The organism is Leucobacter sp. Psy1, from assembly GCF_020096995.1.
In the GTDB taxonomy this organism is placed as follows: domain Bacteria; phylum Actinomycetota; class Actinomycetes; order Actinomycetales; family Microbacteriaceae; genus Leucobacter.
Map to the genome: position 1 here is coordinate 507,171 of NZ_CP083692.1, position 20,171 is coordinate 527,341.

Consider the following 20,171-nt stretch of genomic DNA (forward strand, 5'->3'; position numbering starts at 1 on the left):
TCAGGTGGTGCGCGCGATGAGCGTGTCGATCAGCTGTCCGGCGAGACCGACGAGCCGCGCGATCTCGTTCTCGTCGCGGTCGATCCACCGGCATTCCGGATCGCCGACGGGAACGAACCCCTCGTGGCGCTCCCACACCATGAGCGTCCGCTCGGCCCCGAGCACGTACTGCTGCCACCAGACCTGGCGGAGGTAGTGGCGAGGGATCGACCGCCACTCCTTGTTCGTCGTCTTGATCTCCGCGAGCTCGATGCGCCCGTCCTCGCGTTCGACGATCCCGTCGGGCGTCGCGAGGTGCCGCAGGTCCGACGCGGCGTGAAAGAGCGCGGCGCTGGGGGAGATGGTGTGCTCCCGCAGCACCCACGCTGCGATCTCGGGTTCGCGGGCCCTGCCGTGATCCGTGTAGATGTTTCCGCTGAACGAGGTGCCGAAGAGCTTGGCGTGCGCCGCCGTCTCGATCGAGCGCGGCGTCGAGAGCTTCGCCACGTCGGTCGCCGTGATTCCCCGTGAACGCGCGCGCATCCACGCGACGCGGTCGGTACCGTCGGTGACGACGCGGGTGAGATAGCTCGGGGCGGGGACTGACATCGTCTGTATTCTGCCACTTCGCGAGGCTCAGCGGGCACACAGCAGAGCGCTCCACAATTTCCCTATGACCCCAGGTGACATGCTGCGCGCCGACGGCGGGAAGCTGCGAGCGCTCATTACCGACGACGAGGATTCGATCTCGCAGCTCATCGCGATGGCGCTCCGTTACGAGGGGTGGGAGGTCAGGACCTCCGGAACGGGGCAGGGTGCTCTCGACGCCATCCGGGAGTTCTCGCCGGATGTCGCAGTGCTCGACATCATGCTGCCGGACATCGACGGGATGCAGGTGCTCTCGCGTCTCCGCAGTCAGGGAGTGACGGTCCCCGTGCTGTTTCTCACGGCGCTCGACTCGGTCGACGACCGGATCAACGGACTCACCGCCGGAGGCGACGACTACGTGGTCAAGCCGTTCAGCCTCGAAGAGCTCATCGCCAGGCTCCGCGGCCTCGTGCGGCGCTCTCAGATCACGCAGAGCGCGACGCCCGATCCGATCATCCGCGTGGGTGACCTCACACTGAACGAGGACAGTTACGAGGTCGAGCGCGGCGGCGACGCGATCGACGTAACGAGCACCGAGTTCGAGCTGCTGCGCTATCTCATGCGCAATCCGCGCCGCGTCCTCTCGAAAGCGCAGATCCTCGACCGGGTGTGGACCTACGACTTCACCGGGAAGCCGGCCGTCGTCGAGCTCTACATCTCGTACCTCCGCAAGAAGATCGACGCCGGTCGGTCACCGATGATCCACACGGTCCGCGGGGCGGGATACATGCTGAAGGCCGCCGACTCCTGAGCAGGTCGGCTGTCGGCCGTCTGGATACCGGGCGAATTGCCTGGTCGACCCGCGCGTGGTATGGTCATACCTGGCCAAAGACCGTCGGTAGGATCCCCCGGATCCCGGAACGTCCGCGAAAGCGGAGACCTGCGCAGGTGCGAATCTTCGAAACACTCCGAAGCTCCGTGCGTGCGCGCCGGAGCTTTTCTTGTTTTCCGAGGAGCTTCGAGCGTCGCGGCCGCCGCTGGACGCCCGTCCAGCGGATGACGACAAGCTAGGGAGCGCCATGGCTACGAAGGAAGCTACGGTTGCCGATCTTCAGCAGAAGTTTGAAGAGTCGAGCGCCGTTCTGCTGACCGAGTACCGCGGACTCACGGTTGCACAGCTGCAGGAACTGCGGCGGAGCATCCGCGAGCACGCGACGTACGCCGTGTCGAAGAACACGCTGACCAAGATTGCGGCCAACAACGCCGGGATCACCGCATTCGATGACGAGCTCGCCGGCCCTTCGGCGATCGCCTTCGTGCACGGTGACACCGTCGCGGTCGCCAAGGCACTGCGTGACTTCGCCAAGGCAAACCCTCTTTTGGTGGTGAAGGCTGGCTACTTCGATGGCAAGCCCCTCACCGCCGCTGAGGTAGGCAAGCTCGCCGATCTCGAGAGCCGCGAGGTGCTGCTGGCCAAGGCCGCCGGCGCCATGAAGGCATCGCTGATCGGTGCAGCGCAGCTGTTCAACGCTCTGCCCGCCAAGGCCGCTCGCGGCTTCGGCGCGCTGCAGGAAAAGCAGGACGCGTAAGCACTCGTTCACGCAGTTCGGTACTGACAAGATCCGCTCGTCCCGTACGGGCACACACCAAGGAGATACACAATGGCTAAGCTTTCGACTGAAGAGCTGCTCGAGCAGTTCAAGGAGCTCACCCTCATCGAGCTCTCGGAGTTCGTGAAGGCGTTCGAGGAGACCTTCGACGTCTCGGCCGCTGCCCCCGTCGCGGTTGCCGCTGCACCCGCCGCCGGTGGCGAGGCCGCCGCTGAGGAGGAGAAGGACGAGTTCGACGTCGTCCTCGACTCGGTCGGCGACAAGAAGATCCAGGTCATCAAGGTCGTGCGCGAGCTCACCGGCCTCGGCCTGGGCGAGGCGAAGGCCCTCGTCGAGGAGGCCCCCAAGAACGTGCTCGAGGGCGCGAACAAGGAGGACGCCGAGGCGGCCAAGGCCAAGCTCGAAGAGGCAGGCGCAGGCGTCAAGCTCGCGTAAGTTCTTTCGCAGTTCGCAGGGGCGGTACCACTCACGGGTGGTGCCGCCCCTGCGGCGTTTCTCGGCCCCCGCCCACCGTCAGTCATTGCAGGGCCTCGATGAATCTGATAGTCTCACCCGTCTGCCCTGAAGCATCGCATCGTCCCTGAACCCCTCCTGGTCGACCTGAGGGTGCGAGCTTCCGTGCTCACTGGACGAAGGGACTCTCGTGGCGCTCCTCAGGCTCACGCTCCACCACGCGAAGCGATACCGCATCTTCATCATCCTGGTGCTGGTGCTCCAACTGCTCGCGACAATCGCCGCGCTGGTGCTGCCCAGCCTGAACGCGCAGATCATCGATCGCGGTATCTCCAGTGGCGATACCGACTTCATCTGGAGCACGGGCGGCCTGATGCTCCTCGTTTCCCTCGGCCAGGTGCTCTCGGCGGTCGCAGCGGTCTACTTCGGGGCCCGAGCGAGCATGGGCATCGGTCGCGACCTGAGGAGTCGCGTGTACCGCAAGGTCGACTCCCTCTCCACGCTCGAGGCGATGCGCTTCGGTGCCGGCACGCTCATCACCCGTGGCACGAACGACGTGCAGCAGATCCAGATGCTCGCCATGATGACGTTCAACTTCATGGTCACGGCGCCGATCATGGCGATCGGCGGCATCATCATGGCGCTCCGCGAGGACGCAGGGCTCGCCTGGCTCGTCTGGGTCTCGGTCGCGGTGCTGGCGGTCATCGTGAGCTTCCTCGTCTGGTTGCTGCTGCCCCTCTTCCGCAAGATGCAGGACCGCGTCGATGCGATCAACGGCGTGCTCCGCGAGCAGATCATGGGTATCCGCGTGGTTCGCGCGTTCGTGCGCGAGCACTTCGAGACCGATCGCTACGAGGTCGCGAACCGCAACATCACCGACGTCTCCGTGAAGGTCGGCAACGTGTTCGTCCTCATGTTCCCCGTCATCATGATGGTGCTGCACGTCGCGACCGGTGCCGTGCTGTGGTTCGGGGGGCACCGTGTCGACGCCGGCCTGGTCGAGGTGGGCTCTCTGACGGCCTTCCTGCAGTACCTCCTGCAGATCCTCATGGCGGTCATGATGGGGGTCTTCATGACGATGATGATCCCTCGCGCCGTCGTCTGCGCCGAGCGCCTGCGCGACCTGTTCGACACCGAGTCCGCCCTCTCGTTCCCCGAGACCGAGTCCGTGCCCACGCCTGCTGAGGGGCGCGTGGAGTTCCGCGACGTGACCTTCGGGTTCCCCGGAGCGGAGCTGCCCGTGATCAAGAACGCCTCCTTCGTGGCGGAGCCCGGACAGACGACCGCGATCATCGGGTCGACTGGCTCGGGCAAGACGACGCTGCTGAACCTCGTGCTGCGCCTCTTCGACCCGCAGAGCGGGAGCGTCACGATCGACGGCGCCGAAGTGACGCGGCTCACCCGTGCCCAGCTGGCGAAGGCCGTGAGCCTGGTGCCGCAGCGGCCGTACCTGTTCTCGGGCACCGTCGCCACCAACCTGCGCTTCGGCAATGAGGCAGCGACCGATGAGGAGCTCTGGGAGGCCCTCCGGGTCGCCCAGGGAGACGACTTCGTCCGCGCCAAGGAGCACGGTCTCGACGAACCGATCTCCCAGGGCGGCACCAGTGTCTCGGGCGGACAGCGGCAGCGGCTCTCGATCGCTCGAGCACTCGTGGCGAAACCGCGGGTGTACCTGTTCGATGACTCGTTCTCCGCCCTCGACGTTGCGACCGACGCGCGGCTCCGCGAGGCGCTCCCGTCGGCGACCGAGGGCGCGACGACGATCATCGTCGCGCAGCGCGTATCGACGATCACCGAGGCGGATCAGATCCTCGTCATGGAAGACGGGGAGATCGTCGGTCGAGGCACCCACGAGGAGCTACTTGAGTGCAGTCCCGTCTACCAGGAGATCGTCGAGTCCCAGCTCGAGAAATCCGACGCGACGCCGGAAGGGGGTGCAGCGTAATGGCCCGGAAGCAGCAGTCGGCCGAGACCGACGAGTTCGAGCTGCCAGACGACTACCAGCCCGATAACGACGACTGGTCGGGCTCGCAGCCGACGAAGAAGGCGAAGCACTTCTGGCCGTCGGCGAAGCGACTGTTCGGCCTGTTGAAGCCCGAGAAATGGCTCTTCGCCTTCGTGGTCGTGCTCGTCGTGCTGTCGGTGGTGCTCACGGTCATCGCACCGAAGATCCTCGGCCAGGCCGTCGACGTCATCTTCGACGGCGTCGTCAGCGGCTCGCCGATCGACTTCCCCGTGCTCTCGCGACTCATCATCGCGGTCATCGGGCTGTACTTCGTCGCCTCCGTGCTGATGTGGTTGCAGGGGTACATCCTGAACCGCATGGTGATGCGCATCGTCTACGGCCTCCGTGCCGATATCGAGGCGAAGCTCAACCGTTTGCCGCTCAGCTACTTCGACAGCCGCCAACGCGGCGACGTGCTCTCGCGCGTGACGAACGACGTCGACAACATCCAGCAGGCGCTGCAGCAGGCGTTCTCGCAACTGGTGCAGTCGGTGCTGACGGTCATCGGGATCGCGGCGATGATGTTCATCGTCTCCTGGCAGCTGGCGCTGATCGCGCTGATCGCCCTCCCGCTGTCGGCGATCATCGTCGGCATCGTCGGCGTGCGCGCGCAGAAGCTCTTCGTGACCCAGTGGAAGTACACGGGTGCCGTGAACGGCCACATCGAGGAGTCGTTCACCGGACACGAGCTGGTGCGCATCTTCAACCGCGACCGCGAGATGGCGGAAGAGTTCGGCCGGCGCAACGAAGAGCTCTTCCAGGCCGCCTACAAGGCGCAAGCGCTGTCGGGCACCATCATGCCGTCGATGCAGTTCGTGCAGTACCTCAGCTACGTGCTCATCGCCGTCGTCGGTGCGCTCCGCGTCACCGCGGGGCAGATGTCACTCGGCGACGTGACGGCGTTCATCCAGTACTCGCGCGAGTTCGCGCAGCCGCTCGCAGAGATGGGCGGCATGGCCAACATGCTGCAGTCGGGCGTCGCCTCGGCCGAGCGGACGTTCGAGTTGCTGGACGCCGACGAGCAGGATCCCGACACCGCATCGGAGCACCTCCCCGAACGGACCGCCGGCCGTATCGACTTCGAGCGCGTGTCGTTCAGCTACGATCCGGCCGAACCCCTCATCGAGGAGCTGTCGCTCTCAGCGCAGCCCGGGCAGACGATCGCGATCGTCGGCCCGACCGGCGCGGGGAAGACCACTCTCGTGAACCTCATCATGCGGTTCTACGAGCTGAACGCCGGGCGGATCCTGCTCGACGGCGTCGACATCACCAGGCTCTCCCGGGCCGAGCTCCGCGGCCACGTCGGCATGGTGCTCCAGGATGCCTTCCTCTTCGAGGGGACGATCCGGGAGAACATCCGCTACGGCAGGCTCGACGCCACCGACGAGGAGGTCGTCGCGGCGGCGCAGGCGACCATGGTCGATCGGTTCGTCCGTCAGCTTCCCGAGGGGTACGACACCGTCATCGAGGAGAACGCGTCGACGCTCTCATCGGGGGAGCGGCAGCTGCTCACGATCGCGCGCGCGTTCATCGCGAACCCGTCGCTCCTGATCCTCGACGAGGCCACGTCCTCGGTCGACACCCGCACCGAGGTCCTGGTGCAGCAGGCGATGCAGGCGCTCCGCACCGACCGCACATCGTTCGTGATCGCGCACCGGCTCTCCACGATCCGCGACGCCGACACGATTCTGATGATGCAGTCGGGCCGCATCGTCGAGCAGGGTTCTCACGAGGAACTGCTCGCACTGGACGGCGCTTACGCCGAGCTCTACCAAGCGCAGTTCAGCGGTGAGATTGACGAGGCCCACGCCGAGGAGCTGCTCACAGGAGCGGTGCCCGTCGTCGAAGCGCCGAGCGATCAGGACGCCGATTCGGACGCGAGGAGCTGATCCGCTAAACTGAACGGGCCTCCTACGTGGCGTTATCTCAGGGAACTCCCCCAGGTCGGAAACGAAGCAAGGGTACCTGGGCTCTGACGGGTGCGTAGGGGGTCTTTTCATGCCCACGGGGTGTGCGCCGCGCCACCGCGCACCGACGCCCGCCCTACTCTGGGCCACCCCCTGGCGAGAACGCAAAAAGTGGCGCATCCCTGTCTGGGAAACGCCACTTTTCGCAGTCTCGGCGAACCGGAGTTCGGGTGAGCGTGTCAGTGCCCCTCGGCCTGCAGACGCTCCTGCGCCTCGACGATGAGCTGCTCTGCGTCCGCCGCCGAGCCCCACTCGTCGACCTTGACCCACTTGCCGGGCTCGAGATCCTTGTAGTGCTCGAAGAAGTGCTCGATCTCCTTGCGGGTGTACTCCGGAATGTCCGCGACGTCCTGGATGTGCTGCCAGCGCGGATCCTTGTGCTGCACCGCGATGACCTTGTCGTCGCCGCCCGCTTCGTCGCTCATCTTGAGCACACCGACCGGGCGCACCTTCACGCCGACACCGGGGAACACGGGGTAGTCGAGCAGCACGAGCACGTCGAGCGGATCGCCGTCCTCACCGAGGGTCTCCTCGAAGAAGCCGTAATCGGTCGGGTACACGAAACCGGTGTAGAGCACGCGGTCGAGATAGACCCGTCCTGTCTCGTGGTCCACCTCGTACTTGTTGCGGCTCCCCTTCGGGATCTCGATCACGGCGTCGAATGCAGCGGCCATGCGCGCTCCTCAATCTGTTCGTGGGCGCGATGCGCCCGGCGTGTCATGCTGGCACCAGGGTACCGGAGGATCCCGGGCGGTCGCCGCGCTGGGGGTACCGTGGAGAGGTGACGAGACTGCCCCCGCTCGACCCGGCCGTCGCCGCGACGCGACTGGCAGTGCGCCGTGCGCTGCGGGGGCGCGACGAACGTGTGCTGCTCGTCGCGCTTTCCGGTGGGGCGGACTCGCTCGCACTTGCCGCCGCGGTCGCATTCGAGGCGCCCCGCCTCGGCGTCGCAGCGGGTGCCGTGATCGTGGATCACGGTCTGCAGGCCGGCTCGCATGACGTGGCGGAGGCGGCGGCCGCCCAGGCGAGCGACATCGGGCTGGATCCGGTGCTGGTGCGTCGCGTCGCGGTCGACGCAGGTGCAGGCGGGCCGGAAGCCGGGGCGCGTACCGCGCGCTACGCCGCCCTCGCGTCAGCCGCCACTCAGGCGGGGGAGGGGGCGCCGGCGCTGATCCTGATCGCGCACACCCGTGACGACCAGGCCGAGCAGGTGCTCCTCGCGCTCGCGAGGGGCTCGGGAACGCGGAGCATCGCGGGTATTCCTGCGGACGGGGAGCGCGAAGGCGCGCCGATCATCCGGCCGTTCCTCGACGAATCGGCGGGCGTCACGCGCGGTACGACTGAGGCCGCGTGCGCCGCTCAGGGCCTCGTGCCCTGGAACGATCCCCACAACCAGGATCCGGCCTTCACGCGAGTGCGGGTGCGGCAGCGGATCCTGCCTCTCATGGAGCGGGAGCTCGGGCCGGGGGTGCGGGGCGCGCTCGCGCGCTCGGCCGACCTCGCGAGGGAGGACGCCGACGCCCTGGACGCCATCGCCGCCGCCGCAGTCCGCCGCCTCCTCGCTGAGCAGACGGACGCGGACGAGCGAACCGGCTCTGCGGTGCGGGTGCCCGCATCCGCGCTGGAGGAGCAACCCGACGCACTGCGCAACAGGACCATCCGGGGACTCGCGGGCGCCTTCGGTGCCCGGATCGGGCGGGACCACACCCGGGCGATCGCCGCGCTCGTGACCGATTGGCGGGGGCAGAAACCGGTGTTCGTGCCGGGAGTGCGCGTGACCCGGGCCGCGGGGGAGCTGGTCTTCGAGCGGCAGGTCGGGTCGCCCAGAGTCTGACGGTCTTCCGCCCGCTGTCCCGCCCCTCTGGTGCAGCCGGGTCGTTTCTTGCGGGTGTGCTCCGGCCGGACCCGCAAGAAACGACCCGAGGATCGGGCAGCGACAGGACTGCGGTGTGGCGCGCCGACCCCCGCCGCACGCGTACAGTAGATGCATGGATTCGCATCAGCTGGGGGACGACCTCTCCGCCATTCTGCACACCGAAGACGAACTCCGCTCGCGATTGGCCGAGATGGCCCGCGAGATCGAGGTGGACTATGCGGGCAGTCCGCCTCTGCTGGTGGGGGTGCTCAAGGGCGCGGTCATGGTGATGGCCGATCTCGCTCGGGAGCTCCGATTCCACGCGCAGATGGACTGGATGGCGGTGTCGTCGTACGGTGCGAGTACGAAGTCGAGCGGTGTCGTCCGGATTCTGAAGGATCTCGATGCCGACATCACGGGCCGTGATGTGCTCATCGTCGAAGACATCATCGATTCCGGGCTGACGCTCTCCTGGCTGAAGGAGAACCTCGAGAGCCGCGGCGCCAAGTCGGTGCGCATCTGCACGATGCTGCGGAAGCCTGAGGCGCTGAAGGTGGAGGTGGATGTCGCCTACGTCGGCTTCGACATCCCCGTCGAGTTCGTCGTCGGCTACGGCCTGGATTACGCGGAGGACTACCGGAACCTGCGAGATGTCGCGGTTCTCGCTCCGCACGTGTACGGCGGCGAGTAGGTCAGGATCCGCGTTCCGCCGGTCCGTTCGCGACCGGCGGAACGCTTCACCGCGCGAATCTGGCGGAATCACAGGGCGGTGACGGGGGTCCGGGCTACTCTGGAACGGATCCCGCAGCCCGCGCATCACGCCGCGGCGGCACGCGCACGCAGAAAGGCCCGCACTTTGGCTGAACAGGCTGAAACGCCCTCGAAGTCCCGCAAGCTCTTCAAGGGGCCGCTGCTCTATCTGCTGCTCGCCCCGATCATCGTGCTCGTGGGCTGGTTGCTGCTGTCGGGCAGCGGCGCCAGGGAGATCACGACCCAGCAGGGCCTGGAGGTCCTCGGTGACGGCGGAGTGAAAGCCGTCGAGATCATCGACGGGGATCAGCGCGTCAACGTCGAGCTCGCGAAGGTCGACAAAGAGTACGGCACGGACCAGGTCTACTTCTACTACGTGAGTCAGCGCGGCGACGATGTCGTGGACGCCGTCACGGCGTCAGATCCGAAGGACGGGTTCACGGACCAGAACCCGCAGCCGAATCCGCTGTGGTCGCTGCTCGGGTTCCTCTTCCCCCTCCTGCTCATTGGCCTGCTCATCTGGTGGATGATCTCGTCGATGTCCGCTGGCGGCGGGCGCGGGGTCATGCAGTTCGGCAAGAACAAGGCGAAGCTCGTGAACAAGGAGATGTCGCAGGTCACCTTCGCCGATGTCGCCGGGTCGGACGAGGCCGTCGAGGAGCTGCACGAGATCAAGGACTTCCTGCAGGATGCGTCCCGGTTCCAGGCGGTCGGCGCCCGCATTCCGAAGGGCGTGCTCCTCTACGGACCACCCGGAACGGGTAAGACCCTGCTCGCGCGTGCCGTCGCGGGCGAGGCCGGGGTGCCGTTCTATTCGATCTCGGGCTCCGATTTCGTCGAGATGTTCGTGGGCGTCGGTGCGAGCCGCGTGCGCGACCTCTTCAAGGAGGCGAAAGCGAATTCGCCCGCCATCATCTTCGTGGACGAGATCGACGCGGTCGGCCAGCGCCGCGGCCAGGGCATGGGCGGCGGTCACGACGAGCGCGAGCAGACGCTGAACCAGTTGCTCGTCGAGATGGACGGCTTCGACCCGAAGACCAACGTCATCATGATCGCGGCGACCAACCGCCCCGACATGCTCGATCCGGCGCTGCTGCGCCCGGGTCGCTTCGACCGTCAGGTCGGCGTGGACGCGCCCGACATGCCCGGCCGGTTGAAGATCCTCGAGGTGCACTCGAAGGGCAAGCCGCTCTCGCCGAACGTCGACCTCGACACCGTCGCGCGGAAGACCCCTGGCTTCTCGGGTGCCGACCTGGCGAACGTGCTGAACGAGGCTGCACTGCTCACGGCGCGGTCGAACGCGCAGCTCATCGACAACCGTGCACTGGACGAGGCGATCGACCGCGTCATCGCCGGACCGCAGCGGCGCACCCGGGTGATGCGAGATCACGAGAAGCTCGTGACCGCCTATCACGAGGGCGGGCACGCGCTGGTCGCTGCCGGTCTGAACCACACCGATCCGGTGACGAAGATCACGATCCTGCCGCGCGGTCGCGCGCTGGGGTACACCATGGTGATCCCGCTTGAGGACAAGTTCTCAGTCAGCCGGAACGAACTGCTGGATCAGATCGCGTACGCGCTCGGCGGCCGCGTGGCCGAGGAGCTCGTCTTCCACGACCCCACCACTGGCGCGGGTAACGACATCGAGAAGGCGACGAGCACGGCGCGCAAGATGGTGACCGACTACGGAATGTCGGCCTCGGTCGGGCCAGTGAAGCTCGGTCAGGCGCAGCCGGGAGCGTTCATGGGCGAGTTCGGGCAGAACCGGGACTACTCGGAGGGCATCGCGGTGTCGGTGGACCAGGAGGTCCGCGCCATCATGGAGCAGGCCCACAACGAGGCGTACGAGGTGCTGACGAAGAACCGGCACGTGCTCGATCGGCTCGCCGCCGAGCTCCTCGAGAAGGAGACGCTCGACCACAAGCAGATCGCCGAGATCTTCGCGGATGTCGAGCGTCTGCCCGAGCGTCCCGTCTGGCTCTCGCACCCCGACCGGCCGGTGCTCAACCAGAAGCCGCCGATCTCGATGCCTGCTGCGGCGCGTACCGATGATCTCAGCGCGGAGAAGTCGGGCGACTCCGAGACGCCGGACGCGGAGGCGATACCGGAGGGCGGCCTCGTGGTCGGCCCCGAGGTCGGCACCGCTCCGCATGCTCCGGAGCCGGAAATCGGCGGCGACCCCGACCAGCGGTGAGCGCGCGATGACGATTGGCGCAGCGTCCCGCCGGGTGCGGGTCATGGGGGTGCTCAACGTCACCCCCGATTCCTTCAGCGACGGCGGGCGCTTCGTCGATGCCGATCGCGCGATCGAGCGGGCGATAGCGCTCGTCGCTCGCGGCGCGGACATCGTCGATGTCGGCGGGGAGTCCACCCGACCGGGAGCGGAGCCGGTCACCGCCGAGGAGGAGGGTCGACGGGTGATCCCGGTCGTGCGGACCCTCGCGAGCGCAGGGGTGCACGTGTCGATCGACACGCTCCACGCCGAGACCGCGATCGCTGCGGTCGAAGCGGGCGCGCGCACCGTCAACGACGTTTCAGGCGCGACCTTCGACCAGGACATGCTGCACGCAGTCGCCGCGGCACGGACTCCTGACGGTGCCGCGGCGTACATCGTCCTGGGGCACTGGCGCGGAGTCCCCGACCCCGCCCATCAGCGTTCCGAGTACGCGGACGTCGTGACCGAGGTCGTGGACTGGCTGCGCGAGCGGGCCGAGGCGGCGGTGCGTGCCGGTATCGCATCCGACCGGATCGTGCTCGATCCAGGGCTCGGGTTCGACAAGACCGGGGCGCAGTGCTGGGAGCTGCTGAGGCGTCTCCCCGAGCTCTCCGCGCTCGGATTCCCGGTGCTCGTGGGGGCGTCGCGCAAGCGGATGATCGCCGAAACGCTGAGCGGCGTTCCCGAAGCGGCCCGCGCGCACCCGGGGCTCGAGCACGAGCGCGACCTCGCGACAGCGGTCGTGAGCGCCCTCGCGGCGCGCGCCGGCGCCTGGGGGGTGCGGGTGCACGACGTCGCGGCGACGGTGCAGGCACTGGCGGTCGAGGCTGCCTGGAGCGGTGGTCAGGACTGTGCACGGCAGACGGCTGCGCAGCAGGCGGATCGCATCACCCTCACGGGGCTCGAGGTGTTCGCGCACCACGGAGTGTTCGACTTCGAACGCGAGCAGGGGCAGCGGTTCATCGTGGACGCCGAGGTGCGGATCGACCTGCGGCGCGCAGCCGACGGCGACGCCTTGGGCGAGACCGTGCACTACGGCGAGCTCGCCGAGGCGATCGATGCCGCGGTGCGTCGGGACCCGGTGGACCTCATCGAGACCGTCGCCGAGCGGGCCGCATCGGTGGCGCTCGGCTTCGCCGGCGTGCAGGCGGTCCGCGTGACGGTGCACAAGCCGGACGCCCCGATCGGGCTGCCGTTCGCTGACGTGTCGGTGACGGTGGAGCGCTCGGCGAGGGGAGCGGCGCGATGATCGCCCGGATCGTGCCGGTGCTCTTCGCCTTCGGTGCGAATCTCGGCGACCGCGGTGAGACGATCGAGCGCGCCGCGCGGGAGCTTGCGGAAACGGTCGGCGTGTCAGACTTCGTGCTGTCGCCGCTGCGGGAGACGGTGGCGCTCACTGAGGCGGGGCCTGATCCCGAAGCACCGAGGTACCTCAACGCCGTGGCGACGGCGACCACCACGCTCGGCGCGCACGAGCTGCTCGACCGGATGCAGGCGATCGAGACCGAGCACGGCCGCACGCGCGACATCCGCTGGGGGGATCGCACCCTCGACATCGACCTCATCCTGTACGGCGGCGGAGTCGTGCGCGACGAGCGCCTGACGGTGCCTCACCCGCGAGCCCACGAGCGCGACTTCGTGCTCGCGCCGTGGCTCGACCTCGATCCGGGCGCGGTGCTCATGGGGCACGGCAGGGTCGCCGACCTGCTCGCCCGCATCGGCGACACGACGCGTCCCATCGACCGGACGGGTGACCGGGATGCCTAGCGGACAGCGGGCGACGTCCCCGCTCGCGACGCTCGCGTTCGCGGTGAGCGGTGCCGGAGCCGGCCTGCTGCTGCACGTGTACCGGTCGTCGCGGGGGTTCCCGCTGTTCGTTCCGCCGCTCTCGCTGCCCCTCACCCTGCTCGTCGTTGCGGCGGCGGTACTCGTCATGGCGTTGATCCTCCGTCGTCGGGTGACGCGTGACACGGGCGGCAACGTCGATCCGTTTACCGCGATCCGGATCCTGGCTGGGGCGCGAGCCAGCCAGTTCGCCGGGGGCCTGTTCGCCGGGTTCGGGGCCGGCCTCCTGGTGCCGGCGCTGCTCCGCTCGGTGGCTCCCGCCGCCTCCGCCTGGGCGCCGATCGCGTTCGTGGCAGGGGCCGGGCTGGTGCTCCTCATCGCCGGAGCGATCGCCGAGCGACTGTGCCGCGTCCCGCCGAGCCAGGGCGACCAGCATGACGGGCCGACCGATGGGAGCCCGGAGAGCGGGCCGGCCGATCAGCCCGCCTTCCGCGACTCGGCGAGCTGACCGAGGTCGTCCGGCCACCTGTGCGACGTCGGGGGTCGCCGGTATGGTGGTCACGTGAACGCAACAGGGAGTGACCCCATGATCGGCCAGGAGCCCGGTGTCGCAGCCGAGGCTGGGGCCCCCGCCGAGTGGCCGATCCCCGCCCACGAGTGGAAGCGGGTATCGTCGAAGTACGCGGTCGCCGACCTCGTGACGAACCTCATTCTGGTGGTCGTGGTGATCGCGGTCGGCGTCGTGGTGCAGGTCGTCGCCGACGAACCGTCTCCGTGGGCGCTCGCGGGAATCGGTGCGCTCGCGCTGATCCTCGTCGTGAACGCGGTGCTCGCGTTCCGACGGGTCAAGGCGATCGGCTACGTGCTCCGCGACGACGACCTGCTGTTCCGCCGCGGCATCCTCTTCGAACGGGTCATCGCGGTGCCGTACGGCCGCCTGCAACTCGTCGATGTGACGCGGGGTCCGCTGCTGCGCGCTCTGGGGCTCGCGACGCTGAAGTTCGTCACGGCGTCAGCCGCTACAGGAGTGAACCTGCCCGGGTTGCCGATGGCGGAGGCCGAGGCACTGCGCGACCGGCTCGTGGAGCTCGCGGAGACCAGGCGGTCCGGGCTGTGAGCGACCAGTCCGCTGTCTCGGGCGACGAGCCCCCGTCGATCGCCCCTGACGCCGACGCGCTCCCCGGTAAGGCGGACAGTGCTGGGTGGCGACGCATGCACCCCCTGACCCCGCTCATGCAGGGCGGGCTCGCGCTGCTCGTGATCCTCGGCATCATCATCGCGAACCTGCGCGAGATGCTCATCGAGCTCTTCGTGGGCGAGTCATATTCGGGCGGCGGGCCTGAGGAACTGGTGCAGACCGTCATCGCGGAGGGGATGCTCGGGATCGGGATCGCCGCTATCTTCGCGCTGATTCTCCTCATCGTGTTCTTCTCCTGGCTGAGCTGGCGCGTGCACACCTACCGGATCACGGGGGAAGCGGTCGAGAACCGCTCGGGCATCCTGTTCAAGAAGCATCGGCGGGCACCGCTCGATCGGATCCAGAGCGTGAACCTGCAGCGGCCGCTGCTGGCCCGCATCCTCGGGCTCACCAAGATCGAGGTGCAGACCGGCGGTCAGGGCGGCAAGGTCGAACTCGCCTACCTCGGGCATCGAGATGCCAAGACGGTGCGCGAGCAGATCGTGCGCTCAGCCGCGCGCTCGCAGGGCGAAGACGATTCCGCCGCGGCGGACGCGGAGGTCGGTGCCGCGACTGCTGCGGCCGACACTTCGGCAGGTGCCGTCGGGTACGACGGCACCGCCTACGGCGAGGCCCAGGGATCGTTCGATCGGCGTGTCCAGGAATTCGCCGACTTCGACATCGATGCGTCGGCGCGCACCTCAGGGGTCCTCGTCTCCGTTCCGGTCCCGCGACTGATCGGCAGCATCCTGCTGAGCTGGGAGATGCTCTTCACCGCCGCTATCCTCATCGGGATCGTGGTGATCGCGATCGTGCGGTCGCCCGGTGCTCTCGTCGGCCTGATCCCGCTCGCGCTCGTGATGGTCGGGCTCATTTTCGGACAGTTCAACAAGGGCTTCAATTTCACGCTGACCCGGTCGCGCGAGGGGATCAGGACCAGTGCAGGACTGACCGCGACGAACACCGAGACCATCCCGCTCGGCCGTGTGCACAGCGTGGAGGCCATGCAGCCGCTCGGGTGGCGGATCTTCGGGTGGTGGAAGGTCCGCATCAACGTCGCGGGATACTCCGTCTCGCAGGGCGGTCAGAACAGCAACCGCAACATCGTGCTCCCGGTCGGGCGCGCGGAGGACGCGCTGCGTGTGCTCGAGGCGCTCCTGCCCGACGCCTTCGACGAGGAGCACCCGCTCAGCGATGCGCTGATCGGTGCCGGCGCTGGCTACGTCGGGCCAGGACACCGGGCCGCGTGGGTGCTCTGGTTCGGCCGCCCTCACGCAGGTGTGCAGCTCGTTGCCCAGGGCGCAGGCGACGAGCGCGCGACCCTCCGCATCCGACGGGGCGCGCTCACGCGTTCCCTCATCGTCGCGCCCCTGCTCCGCGCGCAGTCCGTGCAGCTCAGGCGCCCGCTCGTGCACCGCATGCTCGGTCTCGCCTCGATCCAGACCCACACCGTGCTCGGGCCGATCGGGGTGGAAGCGCGCGGACTCGCCCTGCCCACCGCGAGAGAGTTCTTCGACGAGCTCTCCGCGACCGTGGTTCGCGTGCAGAGCGGCGAGGCCGACCGGCGCGAGGCCGAGCGCCTGGCCGACGCGTCGGATACCGAGCTGAGCGCGGGGCAGCTGTGACCCCGGCTCCGCAGCAGTCCCGGCTGGGGGTCGGAATCGTCGGAGCCGGTCGTGTCGGCCCCGTTCTGGGGCGCGCGCTCGCCGGTGCGGGGCACGCCATCACCGGGGTGTCGGCACTCAGTGAGGAGAGTCGCGAACGCGCCGAATCGATGCTGCCTGGCATCCCGGTGCTCGAGGTGCCCGAGATCGTCCGCCGGTCCGAGCTTGTGCTCTTCGCCGTCCCCGGCGATGAATTGCCCGGCCTGGTGCACGGGCTCACCGAGACGGGCGCCTGGCAGCCGGGGCAGATCGTGATCCACACGGCGCCCGAGCACGGCTTCGGGGTATTCGAGCCGGCACTCGCGCGCGGTGTGATCCCCCTCGCCCTGCACCCCGCCATCGTGTTCACCGGGACGAGCCTCGATCTCTCCAGGCTCGTGGATGCGACGGTCGCCGTGACGGCGCCCGCACCCGTGCTGCCGATCGGACAGGCGCTCGCCGTCGAGATGGGCGCCGAACCGGTGATCATCGCCGAGACTGACCGGCCGGCGTACGCCGAAGCCGTTGCCGCGGCCGAGGAGTTCTCGCGTGCCGTCGTGCGTCAGGCCGCTGAGGCGATGCGCGGGTTCGGCGTGGAGCGGCCCGATCGCGTGGTCGGAGGGATCGTTCGGGCCGCCGTCGAGGAGGAGCTCATCGCTGCGGAGTCTGCCGGACCGTCGGAGCCGAACATCGACGGGTAGACTTGTGCGGTACGCCGACCACACGGAGGACCCCGCCCCCATGAGCGATCAGACCACGCCAGAGCGCATCGACACCGAGAGCTTCGAAGACGAGGTCTTCGAGCAGAAGCAGGTGCGACTCGACAAGCGCGACCGGCTGAACGCCGATGGCGACCTCGCGGGAGGAGCGTACCCCGTCTCTGTGCCCGTGACGACCACGATCCCCGCCGTCCGGGCGCAGTGGAGCCACCTCACCGAGACGCCCGACAGCTCGTCAGGCGAGACCGTCGGTGTGGCGGGTCGCGTCGTCTTCCAGCGGAACACTGGCAAGCTGTGCTTCGCCAGCCTGCAGTCCGGCAACGGGGAGCGCATCCAGGCCATGGTGAGCCTCGCCGAGGTCGGCGAGGAGTCGCTCGCGCGCTTCAAAGAGCTCGTCGACCTCGGCGATCACCTCTTCGTGAGCGGCGAGGTCATCTCGAGCCGCCGCGGCGAGCTGTCGATCATGGTGCGTGATTGGCGCATCGCTGCGAAGGCCCTGGCTCCGCTCCCGAACATGTACGGCGAGCTGAACGAGGAGACCCGGGTGCGTCAGCGCTACCTCGACCTCATCCAGCGCGAGCAGGCGCGCGTCAACGTCCGCGCCCGCGCTGCGGCGATGGCGAGCCTGCGGCAGACGTTCGCCGACCGGGACTTCATCGAGGTCGAGACGCCGATGCTGCAGACCATGCACGGTGGTGCCTCGGCTCGCCCGTTCGTGACGCAGTCGAACGCGTTCGACACCGACCTCTACCTCCGCATCGCGCCCGAGCTGTTCCTGAAGCGCGCCGCCGTCGGCGGTCTGGAGCGGGTGTTCGAGATCAACCGCAACTTCCGCAACGAGGGCGCCGACTCGACGCACAGCCCCGAGTTCGCGATGCTCGAGGCGTACCAGGCCTACTCCGACTACCAGGGGATCGCCGACCTCACGCAGTCGCTCGTGCAGAACGCGGCCCTCGCAGCGAACGCCGGCACGGAGCGGGCCGGCTCGCACACCGTGCTCTGGGCCGACGGCACCCTCTTCGATCTCGGTGGAGACTGGGATCGCATCTCGATGTACGGGACCCTCTCCGAAGCGGCAGGTCGCGAGATCACGCCGGAGACCTCCGTGGCCGAACTCCAGGCGCTCGCCGACGCTGAAGGCGTCGAGGTCAAGCTGCCGAATCACGGAAAGCTCGTCGAGGAGCTGTGGGAGCACTTCGTGAAGGACGGCCTCACGCGACCCACCTTCGTCATGGACTTCCCGGTTGAGACGAGCCCGCTGACCCGTCACCACCGTTCGATTCCGGGTGTCGTGGAGAAGTGGGACCTCTATGTGCGGGGCTTCGAGCTGGCCACCGGCTACTCCGAGCTGGTCGACCCCGTCGTGCAGCGCGAGCGCTTCGTGGAGCAGGCCGCGCAGGCCGCCCGCGGCGATGATGAGGCGATGCGCGTCGACGAGGAGTTCCTGCGGGCCCTCGAGCACGGCATGCCGCCGTCGGGGGGCATGGGCATGGGCATCGATCGTCTGCTGATGGCTCTGACGGGTCTCGGGATCCGCGAGACGATCCTCTTCCCGCTCGTCAAGTAGCCCGGTCGGCAGGGACGGCGCTCTCAGACGGGTGTCGTATCCTGGTGCCCATGGACAACTGGTGGCTGAACGCCCTCTGGTCGATCACCCCGACCGTGCTCATCGGCATCTTCTTCTTCGTCGTGATGCGTCTCATTCTCCGCGCGGACCGCACTGAACGCCGGGTGTACCGCGAGATGGAAGCCGAGGAGCGGGCCCGCATGGGGTTGCCGCCGCGCGGGGAAGAACCGGCCGCTTCGGACGCGCGCAGCTGACGCCTGAGGCGCTTCCCTGATCCCAGGCCCGGTACAGTACCAGGAGGGGATGAACTCGGGCCGACGGAGAGGGCGCCATGGAAGCGATCGCAGCGGTGCTCTCGGACTGGTCGTGGAGTTGGGCGCTCGTTCCGGTCTTCATCGACCTCGTGATCCGCGTCGTGGCGCTCTTCGTCGTCCCGCGAAACCGCCGCCCCACCTCGGGCATGGCGTGGCTGCTCGCGATCTTCTTCTTCCCCATCCCCGGACTCATCCTCTTCCTGATCATCGGCAGCAACCGCCTGCCGAAAGCTCGCGTCCAGAAGCAGGAGGCCATCAACGAGCTCGTTGCCGAGATCGCGACCCGCGAAGAGGAGGCCCTGGTCACGCGGGCCATCGATCTGCCCCTCGGTGTCTTCGGCGCTGTGAAGCTCGGTCGGTCGCTCGGGGCGCAGCCGATGCTCAGGGGGAATCGCGCTCGGCTCCACACTGACTACGAGGGATCGTTCGCGAGCATGGCGGAGGCGATCCGCACGGCGCGCGAATACGTGCACATCGAGTTCTACATCCTCGTCTTCGACTCCACGACCGCGGTCGTGTTCGACGCACTGGAGGACGTGCGGCGCCGCGGAGTCGAGGTGCGCGTGCTGCTCGATCACATCTCGTCGGTGCGCAACCCTGGGATGAAGCGCACCGCCGACCGGCTCACGGAGATCGGCGCGCAGTGGTCGTACATGTTGCCCGTGCGACCCTGGCGCGGCGAGTACCAGCGACCCGACCTCCGCAACCATCGCAAGATCGTCGTCGTGGACGGCGAGGTCGGGTTCATGGGCTCGCAGAACCTCGTGGACTCGAGCTACAACAAACGCTCAAACCGCCGCCGCGGCCTGCACTGGAAGGACCTCATGGTGCGGGTCGAGGGCCCCGTCGTGCTCGGGCTCGAAGCGGTCTTCCAGGGCGACTGGTTCCTCGAGACCGGCGAGTACCTTGAGCACCTCGCCGAAAACGAGATCGCGGTGCCGCAGCCCGGTGATCTTGACTGTCAGATCGTGCCGAGCGGGCCAGGGTACGTGAGCGAGAACAACCTGCAGGTGTTCGTCGCGCTCATGTACACCGCGGTCTCCAGGATCAGCATCACCAGCCCGTACTTCGTGCCCGACGGCTCGATCATGAATGCGATCCGGGCCGCGACAGGTCGCGGAGTGCGCGTCGAGCTCTTCGTGTCCGAAATCGGGGACCAGCCCGTCGTGTACCACGCGCAGCGCTCGTACTACGAAGAGCTCCTGCGGGCCGGCGTGCGGATCCACATGTTCCGACCGCCTTACATCCTCCACTCCAAGCACTTCACCGTCGATGACGAGGTCGCCGTCATCGGTTCGTCGAACATGGATCAGCGGTCGTTCGGCCTGAACATGGAAGTCTCCATGGTGGTGCACGGCCAGGACTTCGTCCGCGAGCTCGACCGCGTGAACGACTACTACCGAGAGAACTCCCGTGAGATGACGGCAGAGGAGTGGTCGCGTCAGCCGCTGAGGTGGCAGCTCATGGACAACCTCGCGCGACTCACCTCCGCCCTGCAGTAGTCCGCACGGCGCGTTGCACCACACCGGTTGCGCATCTCGTTT

The 20,171-nt window shown here is 68.0% G+C and carries 19 protein-coding genes and 1 other RNA gene; 18 read left to right on the top strand and 2 right to left on the bottom strand.

Annotated elements, in window-relative coordinates; genetic code table 11:
• A complete protein-coding gene (locus K8P10_RS02315) occupies positions 1-588 on the bottom strand; it encodes a YqaJ viral recombinase family protein (RefSeq protein ID WP_224780199.1) in 588 nt (195 codons plus the stop codon).
• Positions 589-652: 64 nt separating this feature from the next.
• Here K8P10_RS02315 and K8P10_RS02320 point away from each other — a divergent pair, with 64 nt between their 5' ends.
• The 6 genes from K8P10_RS02320 (at position 653) to ffs (ending at position 6,634) form a co-directional block, all read left to right on the top strand.
• Positions 653-1,378 (top strand): response regulator transcription factor, encoded by a 726-nt coding sequence (locus tag K8P10_RS02320; RefSeq protein ID WP_305069237.1) that lies wholly within the window; start codon positions 653-655, stop codon positions 1,376-1,378.
• Between the two features lie 268 nt (positions 1,379-1,646).
• The gene (gene rplJ / locus K8P10_RS02325) at positions 1,647-2,156 is read left to right on the top strand and encodes a 50S ribosomal protein L10 (RefSeq protein ID WP_224780200.1); all 510 of its coding nucleotides are present in this window, start codon (positions 1,647-1,649) and stop codon (positions 2,154-2,156) included.
• A gap of 72 nt (positions 2,157-2,228) precedes the next feature.
• Complete coding sequence (gene rplL, locus K8P10_RS02330; protein WP_208240670.1) at positions 2,229-2,612, top strand: 50S ribosomal protein L7/L12; 384 nt, start codon at positions 2,229-2,231, stop codon at positions 2,610-2,612.
• A 208-nt stretch (positions 2,613-2,820) separates the two neighbouring features.
• Positions 2,821-4,575, top strand: coding sequence for an ABC transporter ATP-binding protein (locus K8P10_RS02335; RefSeq protein ID WP_224780201.1), 1,755 nt, complete (start codon positions 2,821-2,823; stop codon positions 4,573-4,575).
• Positions 4,575-6,524 (top strand): ABC transporter ATP-binding protein, encoded by a 1,950-nt coding sequence (locus tag K8P10_RS02340; protein ID WP_224780202.1) that lies wholly within the window; start codon positions 4,575-4,577, stop codon positions 6,522-6,524. Before K8P10_RS02335 ends, K8P10_RS02340 begins: the two co-directional genes overlap by 1 nt.
• Before the next feature lie 13 nt (positions 6,525-6,537).
• An RNA gene (gene ffs / locus K8P10_RS02345) (signal recognition particle sRNA small type) lies at positions 6,538-6,634 on the top strand.
• Positions 6,635-6,781: 147 nt separating this feature from the next.
• On the opposite strand, the gene ppa is transcribed toward ffs, so the two are convergent.
• Positions 6,782-7,276, bottom strand: coding sequence for an inorganic diphosphatase (gene ppa / locus K8P10_RS02350; protein ID WP_224780203.1), 495 nt, complete (start codon positions 7,274-7,276; stop codon positions 6,782-6,784).
• 116 nt (positions 7,277-7,392) lie between these two features.
• On the opposite strand from ppa, the gene tilS reads away from it, so the two are divergent.
• The 12 genes from tilS (at position 7,393) to cls (ending at position 20,129) form a co-directional block, all read left to right on the top strand.
• Entirely contained in the window at positions 7,393-8,436 is a 1,044-nt protein-coding gene (gene tilS, locus K8P10_RS02355) for a tRNA lysidine(34) synthetase TilS (protein WP_224781201.1), read from the top strand.
• 154 nt (positions 8,437-8,590) lie between these two features.
• On the top strand, positions 8,591-9,148 hold the full coding sequence (gene hpt, locus K8P10_RS02360; RefSeq protein WP_224780204.1) for a hypoxanthine phosphoribosyltransferase: 558 nt from the start codon (positions 8,591-8,593) through the stop codon (positions 9,146-9,148).
• Between the two features lie 165 nt (positions 9,149-9,313).
• Positions 9,314-11,401 carry an ATP-dependent zinc metalloprotease FtsH gene (gene ftsH, locus K8P10_RS02365; protein WP_224780205.1) on the top strand — a complete coding sequence of 696 codons (2,088 nt, stop codon included), beginning with the start codon at positions 9,314-9,316 and terminating at the stop codon, positions 11,399-11,401.
• 7 nt (positions 11,402-11,408) lie between these two features.
• Positions 11,409-12,671 carry a dihydropteroate synthase gene (folP, locus tag K8P10_RS02370; protein WP_370631940.1) on the top strand — a complete coding sequence of 421 codons (1,263 nt, stop codon included), beginning with the start codon at positions 11,409-11,411 and terminating at the stop codon, positions 12,669-12,671.
• Complete coding sequence (folK, locus tag K8P10_RS02380; RefSeq protein WP_224780206.1) at positions 12,668-13,189, top strand: 2-amino-4-hydroxy-6-hydroxymethyldihydropteridine diphosphokinase; 522 nt, start codon at positions 12,668-12,670, stop codon at positions 13,187-13,189. Before folP ends, folK begins: the two co-directional genes overlap by 4 nt.
• On the top strand, positions 13,182-13,715 hold the full coding sequence (locus K8P10_RS02385) for a DUF3180 family protein (RefSeq protein WP_224780207.1): 534 nt from the start codon (positions 13,182-13,184) through the stop codon (positions 13,713-13,715). Before folK ends, K8P10_RS02385 begins: the two co-directional genes overlap by 8 nt.
• 78 nt (positions 13,716-13,793) lie before the next feature.
• Positions 13,794-14,324, top strand: a complete 531-nt coding sequence (locus tag K8P10_RS02390) for a PH domain-containing protein (protein ID WP_224780208.1) — start codon at positions 13,794-13,796, stop codon at positions 14,322-14,324.
• Positions 14,321-16,009 (top strand): PH domain-containing protein, encoded by a 1,689-nt coding sequence (locus K8P10_RS02395; protein WP_224780209.1) that lies wholly within the window; start codon positions 14,321-14,323, stop codon positions 16,007-16,009. Before K8P10_RS02390 ends, K8P10_RS02395 begins: the two co-directional genes overlap by 4 nt.
• Complete coding sequence (locus K8P10_RS02400; RefSeq protein ID WP_224780210.1) at positions 16,006-16,728, top strand: Rossmann-like and DUF2520 domain-containing protein; 723 nt, start codon at positions 16,006-16,008, stop codon at positions 16,726-16,728. The genes K8P10_RS02395 and K8P10_RS02400 overlap by 4 nt, the downstream gene beginning before the upstream one ends.
• Before the next feature lie 40 nt (positions 16,729-16,768).
• Complete coding sequence (gene lysS, locus K8P10_RS02405) at positions 16,769-18,313, top strand: lysine--tRNA ligase (RefSeq protein ID WP_224780211.1); 1,545 nt, start codon at positions 16,769-16,771, stop codon at positions 18,311-18,313.
• A 50-nt stretch (positions 18,314-18,363) separates the two neighbouring features.
• Positions 18,364-18,567, top strand: coding sequence for a hypothetical protein (locus K8P10_RS02410; RefSeq protein WP_224780212.1), 204 nt, complete (start codon positions 18,364-18,366; stop codon positions 18,565-18,567).
• Between the two features lie 77 nt (positions 18,568-18,644).
• Positions 18,645-20,129 (top strand): cardiolipin synthase, encoded by a 1,485-nt coding sequence (cls, locus tag K8P10_RS02415; protein ID WP_224780213.1) that lies wholly within the window; start codon positions 18,645-18,647, stop codon positions 20,127-20,129.
• Positions 20,130-20,171: the final 42 nt, after the last annotated feature.